Origin of the sequence: Mycolicibacterium rhodesiae (assembly GCF_002086695.1) — a bacterium.
GTDB lineage: Bacteria > Actinomycetota > Actinomycetes > Mycobacteriales > Mycobacteriaceae > Mycobacterium > Mycobacterium rhodesiae.
On sequence record NZ_MVIH01000006.1, the window covers coordinates 48573 to 60877 of the forward strand.

Annotated in this window: 12 protein-coding genes; 2 read left to right on the forward strand and 10 right to left on the reverse strand. The window is 66.1% G+C overall.

Annotated features, from left to right (window positions below):
* Positions 1-4: 4 nt before the first annotated feature.
* The 5 genes from BST42_RS14655 to BST42_RS14675 all read right to left on the reverse strand — a co-directional run bounded on the left by BST42_RS14655 (position 5) and on the right by BST42_RS14675 (position 5127).
* A complete protein-coding gene (locus tag BST42_RS14655; protein ID WP_083119875.1) occupies positions 5-1741 on the reverse strand; it encodes a GAF domain-containing sensor histidine kinase in 1737 nt (578 codons plus the stop codon).
* A 26-nt stretch (positions 1742-1767) separates the two neighbouring features.
* Positions 1768-2415: a hypoxia response regulator transcription factor DosR/DevR gene (gene dosR / locus BST42_RS14660; protein ID WP_083119877.1), complete on the reverse strand. Its 648-nt coding sequence runs from the start codon at positions 2413-2415 to the stop codon at positions 1768-1770.
* Between the two features lie 33 nt (positions 2416-2448).
* Complete coding sequence (locus BST42_RS14665; protein WP_083119880.1) at positions 2449-3318, reverse strand: universal stress protein; 870 nt, start codon at positions 3316-3318, stop codon at positions 2449-2451.
* A gap of 73 nt (positions 3319-3391) precedes the next feature.
* Positions 3392-3664 (reverse strand): dsRBD fold-containing protein, encoded by a 273-nt coding sequence (locus BST42_RS14670; RefSeq protein ID WP_237159434.1) that lies wholly within the window; start codon positions 3662-3664, stop codon positions 3392-3394.
* Positions 3665-3735: 71 nt separating this feature from the next.
* On the reverse strand, positions 3736-5127 hold the full coding sequence (locus tag BST42_RS14675; RefSeq protein ID WP_083119882.1) for an acyl-CoA dehydrogenase family protein: 1392 nt from the start codon (positions 5125-5127) through the stop codon (positions 3736-3738).
* 209 nt (positions 5128-5336) lie between these two features.
* Here BST42_RS14675 and BST42_RS14680 point away from each other — a divergent pair, with 209 nt between their 5' ends.
* Positions 5337-5756, forward strand: a complete 420-nt coding sequence (locus BST42_RS14680; protein ID WP_083119885.1) for a ChaB family protein — start codon at positions 5337-5339, stop codon at positions 5754-5756.
* On the opposite strand, the gene BST42_RS14685 is transcribed toward BST42_RS14680, so the two are convergent.
* The 5 genes from BST42_RS14685 to BST42_RS14705 form a co-directional block, all read right to left on the reverse strand.
* Complete coding sequence (locus BST42_RS14685; protein WP_083119887.1) at positions 5757-7052, reverse strand: MFS transporter; 1296 nt, start codon at positions 7050-7052, stop codon at positions 5757-5759.
* Between the two features lie 65 nt (positions 7053-7117).
* Complete coding sequence (locus tag BST42_RS14690) at positions 7118-7918, reverse strand: ABC transporter permease (RefSeq protein WP_083119889.1); 801 nt, start codon at positions 7916-7918, stop codon at positions 7118-7120.
* Complete coding sequence (locus BST42_RS14695; RefSeq protein ID WP_083119892.1) at positions 7918-8769, reverse strand: ABC transporter permease; 852 nt, start codon at positions 8767-8769, stop codon at positions 7918-7920. The genes BST42_RS14690 and BST42_RS14695 overlap by 1 nt, the downstream gene beginning before the upstream one ends.
* On the reverse strand, positions 8748-9941 hold the full coding sequence (locus BST42_RS14700; protein ID WP_083119894.1) for an ABC transporter substrate-binding protein: 1194 nt from the start codon (positions 9939-9941) through the stop codon (positions 8748-8750). Before BST42_RS14700 ends, BST42_RS14695 begins: the two co-directional genes overlap by 22 nt.
* Positions 9942-9956: 15 nt before the next feature.
* On the reverse strand, positions 9957-10988 hold the full coding sequence (locus tag BST42_RS14705; RefSeq protein WP_110918615.1) for an ABC transporter ATP-binding protein: 1032 nt from the start codon (positions 10986-10988) through the stop codon (positions 9957-9959).
* 174 nt (positions 10989-11162) lie between these two features.
* Between BST42_RS14705 and BST42_RS14710 the strand changes: the two genes are divergently transcribed.
* A complete protein-coding gene (locus tag BST42_RS14710) occupies positions 11163-11906 on the forward strand; it encodes a glycoside hydrolase domain-containing protein (RefSeq protein ID WP_083119899.1) in 744 nt (247 codons plus the stop codon).
* Positions 11907-12305 lie beyond the last annotated feature (399 nt).

The window sequence follows — 12305 nt, forward strand, 5'->3', positions numbered from 1 at the left end:
CGCCTTACGGCAGTGGTGCACTCCAGCGCAGCACCGTACCGCCGCCGGCGGCGTTGTCGACGGTGAAGTCCCCGCCGACCTCGTACGCGCGGCGACGCAGGTTGATCAACCCACTCGGGTTGACTTCGGCCGGCATGCCCCTGCCGTCGTCGACCACCTCGATCGCAAGTTCGTCCTCGACCCGCACAGTGACGCTGAGCGATTGGGCGTCGGCATGGCGCACCGCGTTGCTGACCGCCTCGCGAACCACCGCCTCGGCGTGATCGGCCAGGCCCGCCTCGACCACCGACAGCGGACCGACGTACTGAATGGCGATCCGCGGGCCCGAACCGGCGAACGCGTTGACCGCGTCGTCGAGGCGCTGCCGCAGCTGTGTGGTGGTGCCCACCGACCCGCCGTGCAGGTCGAAGATCGCGGTGCGGATCTCCTGGATGACCTCCTGCAGGTCGTCGACGCTGGCTGTCAGCCGCTGGCGCACTTCGGGCAACCGGCTGCGCGGAATCGTGCCCTGCAGGGACAGCCCGATCGCGAACAACCGTTGGATGACGTGGTCGTGCAGGTCGCGAGCGATCCGGTCGCGATCGGAGAGTACGTCGAGCTCACGCAGGTGACGCTGCGTCGAGGCCAGCTGCCAGGCCAGCGTCGCCTGGTCGGCGAACCCCGCCATCATGTCGACCTGTTCGTGGCTGAAGGTCTGCCTGCCGATGCGCCGCAGAATCACCACCACCCCGGCGACGGTGTCGGTGGTGCGCAATGGCAGCACCAGCGCTGGACCGATCCCGGGTATCGCAGGCAGCTCGTCGCTGATGTCGGCGAAGCGCTGCGGCGCCTGTGCTGCGAAGGCGTGGCCGATGACGCTGTCCCGCACGGTGATTGGCGGCAACGACCCGGACTGACCGACCTTGCCTGCCGTCTCGACGACGAGCAATTCCTCGACCTGGTCGACGGGCAGCTGGATATCGCTGGGCACCGCGACGAGGACCACGTCCGCCGCGGTGAGTTTGAGCGCCTCGTCGGCGATGAGCCGGAACACCTGCGCCGGGTCCGCACCACCCAACAACTCGGTGCCGATGTCGCGGGTCGCCTCGATCCAGGACTGCCTCGTGCGGGACTGCTCGTAGAGGCGGGCGTTGTCGATCGCGATCCCCGCCGCGGCGGCCAACGCTTCGACCAGGACTTCGTCGTCCTCGCTGAACGGCTGCCCGTCGGCCTTGTCGGTGAGGTACAGGTTGCCGTACACCTCGTCGCGGATGCGCACCGGAACGCCGAGGAAGGTGAGCATCGGCGGGTGATTCGGCGGGAAACCCACCGACGCCGGGTGCTGCGTGATGTTGTCGAGCCGGATCGGTTTCGGTTCGTCGATGAGGTGGCCGAGTACGCCGCGGCCGGAGGGTAGCGGGCCGATCAGTTCATGGGTCTCGGCGTCGATGCCCTCGTAGATGAACTCGACGAGCTCATGATCGTGGCCGCGGACGCCCAGTGCTCCGTAGCGGGCGTCGACGAGGTCGATCGCCGTGTGCACGATGGTCTTGAGTGTGACGTCCAGTTCCAGACCCGAGGTCACCACGAGCATCGCTTCGACCAGACCGTCGAGCCGGTCCCGGCCCTCCACGATCTGCTCTACCCGGTCCTGGACCTCGACAAGTAGCTCGCGCAGACGTAGACCTGACAATGTGTCACGCAGCGGCGACCCGGCCTTACGATTTCCGTCTGGTCCGACAGTGTCGGTCACAGCCCTCATGTTGCCACCAGAAGGCAACGGCCGCTTCACTCTTGGCTGCGCTGATTGTGGTCGAGCTTCGAGATGAACACCGCGGCTTGGGTGCGGCGCTCCATCCCAAGTTTTGCCAGCAGACGCGATACGTAGTTTTTCACCGTCTTCTCGGCGAGGAACATTCGCGCGGCGATTTGCTTGTTCGTCAGGCCCTCGCCGAGTAAGCCGAGCAGGACCCGTTCCTGTTCAGTGAGACCCGACAGCGGATCGGAACGCTCGGCAGCACCGCGCAACTTGGCCATCAGCGCCGCGGCGGCCCGATTGTCGAGCAGCGACCGGCCCGCGCCGACATCCTTGATCGCCTCGGCGAGCTCCATGCCCTTGATGTCTTTGACCACATACCCGCTCGCCCCGGCGAGGATGGCGTCGAGCATCGCCTCATCGGATGTGAACGACGTCAGCATCAGGCACCGCAGATCGGGCATCCGGGACAGCAGATCGCGGCACAACTCGATGCCGTTGCCGTCGGGCAGGCGGACGTCGAGCACCGCGACGTCGGGGTTGAGCGCGGGGATCTGCGCCAACGCCTGCGCCACCGAACCGGCTTCGCCGATGACTTCGAGATCGGGATCGGCGGACAGCAGGTCGATCAGTCCACGGCGAACGACTTCGTGGTCATCGACGAGGAAGACCTTGACCATGGTGCAACGATATCGGGAGTTCGCTAATCCGCGTCACAACAATCGCTGACGGTCGACGACCAGAACCGAGCAATCGGTGTTGTGCAGGGCTGCCGACCCGGTGGGACCGAGTAGTTCCTCGATGCCCCGGGCGTTGCGTGCGCCCACCACGACGAGCTGGATGGAGCCGGCGTTTTTGGCCAGATAGTTCAGCACGCTGCCGTGGATCGCGACCGGTCGGGCGTCGAGATCGGGATATTGGTTCTTCCAGTGCGACAGCCGGCGGTCCAGTTGCGCACGCACCATCCGGTTGCCGTCGGCGACGGCGTGGGAGTCGTGGACGTCGGTGTAGCGCGACTGCCACGAGCCGAGAACCCGCAGCGGCGCGCCCCGCAACCGTGCTTCGGCGACGCCGAACTGCAGCACCGCAGCGCTGTCGGGTGATTCGTCGAGTTCGACGACGATCCAGCCGGGTTCGTGCCCCAGGGGCCGATCCTCGCCCCGCACGATGGCGACGGGGCAGTGCGCAGCGGTGACCAGCGCGGTCGCCGTCGATCCGATTCGGTCGGCGTCGAAGTGCTTGAGCCCGACCTCGCCGACGCAGATCATCGCGGCCACCCGCGAGGCCTCGACCAGGGTGGCGATCGGACGGCCGTGAAGGACCTCGACTTCGAGCTTGACCTGCCGTCCGGTGGCCTCGACCGCCTCCGCCGCCGACCGGACCGCGAATTCGGCGCCGGCCAGCAGACGCGCCTCCTCGTGCGGGTCCACCGGATCCGGGCCGGGCGGCTGGATCGCGTAGACCAGCCGCAGCGGCATATCGCGGCTGACCGCCTCGTCGATCGCCCACAGCGCGGCCCGGACAGCACCCCGAGAACCGTCGACGCCGACCACGATCGACGGCGGTGTGAACGATTCGGGCATCAGGGGCTCCCCGGGACGGCGGACTCCATTGTCGCCGACGACGACATCAGAGCGAGGTGAAAACGCCGGGCCGCTAGCCGGCTGCGGCTTCGATCTCCGACATCGATGTCGCGAAAAGCTGACTGGCCAGGTTGGACAACGCCCGCGCGACGGCCACCTCGTCGCGCAGTTCCACCGCGTGTTCGGTGCCGGCATCCATCCGGGCGGTCCCCGTGCCCACCAGGGCGGTACTTCGCCAGGAGAGCAAAGCGGTGGCCCGGGTGCGATCGGCATCCTCGTCGACGGCGATCAACACGGCCGAATGCTTGGTCTGGTCGAGATCTTCCATGGCGTCCCCCTCGGTCATCTCGATCCGACCACGTGGGCTGACACCGCGGATAGGGGCCGAAGTCCCAACGGAGTGGGTCGTTCGGCGGCTCAGCGCTTGGGCTTCGGCGGTGCGAGCACTTTCATGACCATGCGCATCGCCGGCTCGGGAACCCGGTCCTTCATGGCGAGTGCGGTCTCGGCGACGCGGCCACGCGCCGGCGTGCCGCGGCCGAACAGCCGGTTGAACGGACCGCCCGACGGTTCCAGCTCGACGTGCATCGGGGGCCCACCGTCGGCGGCGCCGAGCGCAGAGGAGATCACGATCCGCTGGATCTCGCTGGTGCCCTCGAAGATGGTGTACAGCTTGGCGTCGCGGTACCACTTCTCCACCGGATGGTCGCTGATGTAGCCCCAACCGCCCATGGTCTGGATGGCCCGCTCGGTGGTCTTGACGGCGATCTCGCTGGCGGCCAGCTTCGCCATCGAGCCTTCACCGCGCTCGAACGGCACATTGTTGGCGGCCATCCAGGACGCGCGCCAGGTCAACAGCCGGGCGGCGTCGATACCGGTGGCGAGGTCGGCCAGCGGGAAGGCGATGCCTTGGTTGTCGATGATGGGGGCACCGAACGCCTCGCGGCGGTTGGCGTAAGCGGTGACGTATTCCAGTGCGGCACGGGCGATCCCCAGCGCCTGGGCGGCCACCATCGGGCGAGTCTGCTCGAACGTGCCGAGGGTGGCCGATCCGGAGCGCCGCCCGCCGGTGGCCATGGCCTCGCGGGTCTTGGCCAGCTTGTGCTCGAGCTTGTCCTGCCCGCCCAGCAGGTTCGCGCCGGGCACCCGAACGCCGTTGAACTTCAGCTCCGCGGTGTGCGACGCACGGCACCCGAGCTTGTCGAGCTTGCGGACGAGCTCCAAACCCGGTGTGCCACCGGGCACGACGAACAACGCCTGTCCGCGGTGGCCCAACTCCTCGTCGACGACGGCGTTGACGACGTGCACGTTGGCGATGCCGCCGTTGCCGATCCACATCTTGTGTCCGTCGATGATCCAGTCGTCACCGTCGCGGCGGGCCCGGGTCCGCAGGTTGCGCACGTCGCTGCCACCCTCGGGTTCGGAAATCGCCAATGCGGCAAGCTTCAGATCCCCCGGGGTGCCGAAGCACTCGGGCGCCCAGGTCAGCATCTGTTCGGGGGTGGCGGCCTGGCCGATGGCCGACAGTGCCAGCGCCGGCATGACCACGGCCAAACCGATTCCCGCACAACCCCAGAACAATTCCTCCATGAACATCGGCAGCGACAGGCCGGTCGGGTCACCGATCAGGTCGCGGTAGAACAGTGGACTGTAGAAACCTTGGCGGGCGGCTTCCTCGAGTACCGGCCACGGAAACTCCTGGCGCTTGTCGTAGTCGGCGGCCACCGGTCGGATGCAATGTTCGGCGAACTCGTGTGCGCGGCGAGCGAGATCGTGCTGCGCCGTCGTCGGCGTGAGGTCCAGACCCATCGTGCGTCCTTTCGACGCTTGGGTGATACCTCCGGTACCGCATGATCAAACGTCGGGCCCGCCGGGAAAGTTGGAGCCCGGGCTGCCGCGGAGTCGGGTTGCACGGCAGCTCGGGGCTGACTGGGATATCGACCGCCGACCGGTGGGCGTTACCGACGTTTTTCGCCCCTGGTGGCCGGGTAGTCGACTCCGACACGGAGGTGATTTCCATGCCAAAGACAACCAAGCGCGGCGACGCCAAGAAGAGCGAGTTGCCCAGCACTCTGAAGAAGTCCGACGCGAAGGCACAGCGCACTTTCGCCAAAGCACACGACGCGGCGGCCGAGGAGTATGGCGAGGGCGAGCGGGCCCACCGGGTGGCCTACAGCGCGCTCAAGCACAGCTACGAGAAGGTCGGCGACCACTGGGAGGCCAAGAGCTCCACGGGGCCCTCGGATTCCCGGGCGCGCAGCGGCGGCCCCAACCCGAAGGGCAAGAGCGCGGAAGGGGTCGACGCCAATTCGAGCAAGAAGCATCTGCTCGACGTCGCGAGACGGCTCGACATCAGCGGACGTTCATCGATGAACAAAGGCGAACTGGTCGACGCCATCATGAAGGCCAATCGCCGCGAGAGCAGGCGCAACCGCTGATCAGCGGTCCCGGCGAGGGGTGGCCGGTGCCGGCTCGGAGTCGGTGAAGAACTCCAGGAGGTACCGGCTCTCCTCGATGTCGCCGATCGTGCGCCTGGCTTTCCTTCTGGTGATGAGAATGGCGGCGATCGCAAACGCCCACACGACGTATTGGACGCACCAGGCCAGTCGGAACGATTCGAACGAGTAGCCGCCTGCCGCACCGATGATCACGCCCATCGCCTGCATGACCAGCAGTGAGGCCAGGAAGCCGCCCATGTTCACCGCGCCCTGCGCGGTGCCCAGCGTCGAGCGCGGGTTGAAGGTACGTGCGAAATCGAAGCCGACCATCGAGCCCGGGCCGCCGAACGAGATCACCACGATCAAGAGCACCAGCAGCCAGCGCGGTGCCGCGGATGGCAGCGCCAGCACCACCGTCCAGATGAGCGCATTGCTGATGACGATGCCCAGCACGATCCATGACCGCCGGTGTGGATGCCGGCCGGTGATGATGCCGATCAGCACGCCGAAGACGATCGCGGCGACCACCGAGATGGTCAGCAGTGTTCCCGCCTCACCACGCGAAAGATTTTGCGCCACCGTCAGATACGGGACTCCCCACATCAGCGCGAAGACGGTGACCGAAAACTGGGTGCCCATGTGGGTGAAGAAGCCGAGCCGGGTGCCGGGTCGCATCCACACCGTGTTCACGCTGGCCAGCGTCTCGCGAAGGCTGACCACCGGGTCGTTCGCGGTGATTCCGCTGGGCGTGTTCTTCACCAGCAGCAGGGTCAGCACCAGCGACAGCACGCCGAACGCCGCGACGGTCACATAGGCCCGGGTCCATCCGGACCCGATGAGCAGAGCCATGAACGGCACCGCTGAAAGCACCTGTCCCAGTTGACCTGAGATGCCGGTCAGCTGGGTCACCAACGGGATCTGGCGCGGTGTGAACCAGTGGGGCACCAGCCGCAACACCGAGATGAATGTGAACGCGTCGCCGAGCCCCACCACCGCGCGGGCGGCGATCGCGGTGGGCAACGACACAGTGACTGCCAGGACCAGCTGACCTGCGAGCATCAGCGTCGCGCCCGTCAGGATCATCTTCTTGGACCCGAAGCGGTCCAGGAGCAGGCCGGCCGGGATCTGTGCGGACGCATAGACGATCACCTGCAGCACGACGAACGTCGACAGCACGCCAGGGCTCGCCGAGAACCGCTTGGCCGCATCCAGCCCGGAGACCCCCATCGTGGTGCGGTCCAGCACGGCCACGATGTAGGCCAACGTTCCTGTCGACCACACAATCCAGGCCCGCACTGTCCGTCACCCTTCGTCGATCCGCCCCACCAATCATCTCCCGGCGGCGCAAATTGATTCCCGGGCTATACCCGGGTTGACGCGGGATCACCGCCGAAGCGTTGCGCCAGCCACACCGGGATGATCGCCAGCACGGTCAGCGTCGCGGCGACGACGTTGATCACCGGAGCCTGGTTGGGCCGGAACAGGTTGCCGAATATCCAGATCGGCAGCGTCTGCACCGTCGGCCCGGCGGTGAATGTGGTCACCACGATCTCGTCGAAACTGAGCGCGAAGGCCAGGATCGCACCGGCGACCAGCGCGCCGCGCATCATCGGGAATGTGACATAGCGAAACGTCTGCCAGCCCGATGCGCCCAGATCGGCCGACGCGTCCTCCAGGCCGGTGCCGAGCCGGCGCAGCCGGGCCTGGGTGTTGTTGAAGACGATCACGATGCAGAACGTCGCGTGGCCGACGATGACCGTCGCCAATCCGAGCGTCATCCCCAGCGCCGAGGTGAACGTCGCATTCAGCGCGATACCGGTGACGATCCCGGGCAGCGTGATCGGAAGCACCACCAGGAAGCTGATGGTCTGTCGCCCGAAGAACTCGTAGCGCTGGACGGCGAACGCGGCCATGCTGCCCAACAGCAGCGCGAGGGCCGTCGCGCACAGGCCCACCACCACCGAGTTCGCCAGCGAATGCCACATGCCGTCGCTGGCCCACGCGTCGGCCCACCACCGCAACGTGAAACCGCTTGGCGGGAAAGCGAACGTCTTCGACGAGTTGAACGCGTTGAGGACTACCAGGAGCAGCGGCGCGTACAGGAAGACAAGGACGAACAGCGTCCAGATCCGGACCAGGCGGCGCAACGTGGGTGACAACATCAGACGTTCTCCAAGGCGCCGGTGCGTCGCATCGCGAGCAGATAGAGCACGATCGCCGCCAGCGGGATCAACGACAGTGCGGCGGCAAGCGGCTGGTTGTTGGCGGTCACCAGTTGCCCGTAGATGATGTTGCCCAGCATCTGGGTTTTGCCACCGACGATCGTCACCGCGATGTAGTCGCCCATCGAAAGGGAGAACGTGAAGATCGAACCGGCCGCGATCCCGGGAAAAACCAACGGCGCCACGATGGTTCGCAATGTGGTGAGATCCGACGCACCCAGGTCGGAGCTGGCGTCGATCAGCGGGTCGGGCACCCGCTCGAACGCCGCGAACACCGGGATCACCATGTATGGCAGCCAGAGGTAGGCCAGCGTGAGCACCGTGGCGATCAGGCCGTAGCCCGGTGTGTAGCCGGCCACCCACTGCAGCGGACCTTCTGGCGACAGCAGCATCCGCCAGGCGTAGGCCTTGACCAAATAGCTTGCCCACAACGGAGTGGTGACCGCGACCACCAGAGCCAGCCGCACGCGCGGTGAGGCGACCTTGGCCATGTACAGGCCCAGCGGTACGGCCAGCGCAATGCAGATCGCCGTGACGCTCAACGCAATCCCGACCGTACGCAGGGTGGCCGTGCGGAACACCGCGTCGGTGACGACCCGCACGATGTTGTCACTGGTGTAGGAGCGCACCACCGCACCGGTGAACGTATCGGTGCTCCAGAACGCTGAAAGCAGCAGTACGCCAAGCGATCCCAGGTAGGCCACCACCAGCCAGGCCAGTGGCGGGACGAGCAGGAAGGCGAGACGAAGGCGCCGGCTCACCCGGTGGCTCAGCCCTTGATCTGCTGCCACTTGTCGACCCACTCGTTGTAGGCCGTGCAGTTGTCACCGCTGCCGTCCACGCATTGCTTCTGCGGTGTCGTCCAGTAGCTGATCTTCTCCGCGTAGGCGGAATCGGTGGCGTGGTAGGTGTCGCAGAACGACTTGTCGCTGGTGAACTCGCAGGCCTTGGTTTGCGCGGGGGCCTCACCGAAATACTCGGCGACCTGGGCATTGACCTGGGGGGAGGTGATGTAGTCCATCCACTTGTACATGCAATTGGGGTTCTTGGCCTTCGACGAGACCATCCAGGTGTCCGACCATCCGGTCGAGCCCTCCTTGGGCAGCACGGTCGCGATCTTGACCTTGTTGTCGGCAGTGATCATGTTCGCGATGACCTGCCAGGTGGTGCCGATCGCCGAGGTGCCGGATTCGAAGGCCTGTACGGCTTTGGTGTAGTCCGACCAGTATTCGCCGATGTTGGCGTGCTGGGCCTTGAGGAGATCGACCGCCGCGTTGAGCTGGTCTTCGGTGAGCGCGTACGGATTCTTGATGCCCAGTTCGGGTTTCGTCTTCGACAGGTAGAGCGCGGCGTCGGCGATGTAGATGGGGGAGTCATACGCGGTGACCTTGCCCTTGTACTCCGGGGCGCCGGGGAACACCGCACCCCAGCTGTCGGGTGCGCCCTTGACGACGTCGGTGTTGTACATCAGCAGGTTGGCGCCCCAGCCGTGCGGGATGCCGTACATCTGGCCGTTGACCGAGTTCCACGGCTTGTCCTTGAGGAACGCCGAGATGGTCTCGTAGTTGGGCACCAGATTGGTGTTGACCGGGGCGACGTCACCGGCGTAAATCAGCCGAAGCGTCGCGTCGCCCGACGCCGAAACACCGTCGTACTGGCCGGTTCTCATCAGCTGCACCATCTCGTCGGAGGTGTTGCCGATCTTGACGTTGACCTTGCAGCCGGTCTGCTGCTCGAACGGTCCCACCCAGTTGACCTTCGGGTCGTTGGATCCATTCTCGGCGTAACCGGCCCAGGCGATCAGGTTCAGTTGGCCCTCGCCGTTGCCGAGGGCTGACAACGGCTCCATCTTGGGCGGTGCGGTGGTGCCGCCACCGCCGGAGTTGTTGGAACTCGAACAGGCGGCGACCAGTGCGGCACACACGGCGAGCGTGACGCCGAGGCGGCGGGTGGCAGTTCTCATGGCGAGCTCCTCTTATCAGGCGGACAGGGATCGGACGGCGCTGTCTGGCCAGGCCAGTACGACGGTTGCGCCGTGTGTGAGGTCGGTGGACGCCTCGGCCGACAGCAGGGTCGCGGTCAGGCCGACCCCGGATGCGTCGACGGCCACCCGGGTGATCGGTCCGGCGTACACCACTTCGGCGACTTGGGCTGTGACACTGCGCATTCCGGCCGGGACGGTCTCATCAGGGGTGAGCACGGCAATGCGCTCGGGGCGGATCGCGACGGTGCCGGCCCGTCCGACCAGCGCTTCGGCGGTCGCACCGTCGACCACGTTGGAGGTGCCGACGAAGTCGGCGACGAACCGGTTGGCCGGATTCTCGTAGACCTCGCGCGCCGCCCCGACCTGTTCGATACGTCCGTCGTTGAACACGGCGAGCCGATCGCAGAGGGTGAGCGCCTCGTCCTGATCGTGGGTGACGATCACGAACGTGATGCCGACCTCGCGCTGAATCGCCTTCAGCTCCACCTGCATCTGCTCGCGCAGCTTGAGGTCCAGCGCGCCGAGGGGTTCGTCGAGCAGCAGCACCTTGGGCCGGCCTACCAGCGCGCGGGCCAGGGCAACCCGCTGCTGCTGGCCGCCCGACAATTGCGCGGGCTTGCGCGCCGCGTGCCCGGACAGTCGCACCATGTCCAACGCGGCCGCGGTGCGCTCGCGGCGTTCGACTTTCGGCACGCCCTTGACCTTCAAGCCGTATTCGACGTTCTGGGCGACCGTCATGTGCGGGAACAGTGCGTAGTCCTGGAAGACGGTGTTGGTGTCGCGTTTGGCCGGCGGCAATGCGGTGACATCGGCGCCGCCGAGGTGAACCGTGCCCGCAGTCGGCTGCTCGAAGCCGGCGATCATCCGTAGCACCGTGGTCTTGCCCGAACCGGACGGGCCGAGGATCGCGAACAGTTCGCCGTCGGCAACGGTCAGGTCGGCGCCTTCGACTGCGGTCACGTCGCCGAACACCTTCCGCACCCCGCGCAACTCGATCTGCGGTGCGCGAGAGGGGGCCGGCGGCATGCGGTGGATCCTACGGATTGAGTTGTCAACCCGCAGCGTCATGGTCGACTTCGCCGGTCACCGAACCTCTGGACCACCGGATTCGCGATGCGCACCGCGGACATGGAAAGGTGATGCACCTGTGACCGGTGTCGTTGGTGTGGTCGATGAGGCAATTGTCATATCCTGAGGCGCGTGTCCATGTCGCGACGCGACGTCCTCAAACTGGCCGCCGCCACCCCGGCCGCCCTCGGTCTCGGGACGCTTGCGTCGACCGTCGCGGCGTCCGTCGCGAGTGCTGAGCCGGCCACCGCGGCCACCGGCTCACTGGGCGTGCTGCTGGACTACGCGGCCGGCGTCATCAGTGCCGCTGATCTGAAGGCCTCCGGGGCGCTCGGCGCCATCCGGTACGTCTCGGACCGGCGGCCGGGCGGGGACTGGATGCTCGGCAAGCCGATTCAGCTGACCGAGGCCCGCGATCTGTATCAGGCCGGTCTGAAGATCGTGTCCAACTACCAGTTCGGCAAGCAGGACACCGCGGACTGGCTCGGCGGCCAGCAGGCCGGGGTCATCCACGCCAAACGGGGCTGGCAGCTGCACACCGCCGCTGGCGGCCCGGTAGCCGCCCCGATCTACGTGTCCATCGACGATGATCCGACCCCGGATCAGTACAAGACACAGGTCGCGCCCTACCTGCGGGCCTGGGAGTCGGTGATCGGGCACCAGCGCGTCGGCGTATACGGGAACTCCAAGGTCATCGACTGGGCGCTGCAGGACGGTCTCGGGTCCTGGTTCTGGCAGCACAACTGGGGCTCGCCGAAGGGCTACACCCACCCTGCCGCGCACCTGCATCAGGTCGAGATCGACAAGCGCAAGGTGGCGGGTGTGGGCGTCGACGTGAACAACATCCTGAAGCCGCAATTCGGCCAGTGGGACTGAGTCAAGGCGAAAAACTTACCGGCTAGTAAGGATTTGCCAGCAAACTCAATGACGCCATTCTGGTGAACAATTGTGGACTGAAAAACCTAGCAAGTGCTTGGCTGACGATCGCGACGAGAGACGCGCGACAGAAAATCGTCAGGTAACGATTCGATAACAGTCGTGCTTTGAACAGCACTGTTGCGCCTACTCAACCGTAACCACCTGCATGCAGGACGTTTGTCCGCCGATGTCTGGGCGCCTGTTCGACGCGGTGTTACCCAGCGTGCTGTTACCCGTCCGTAGAACTCGTCAGTAACCAATATTGGGCGGAAAACAGTGCTGGTTCTTATGCCACTCTTAGTAGAGCCGAGATGTCAGCCTGCGCCCTCCAGGGGGAAGCGCGCGGCGGCCGTGATT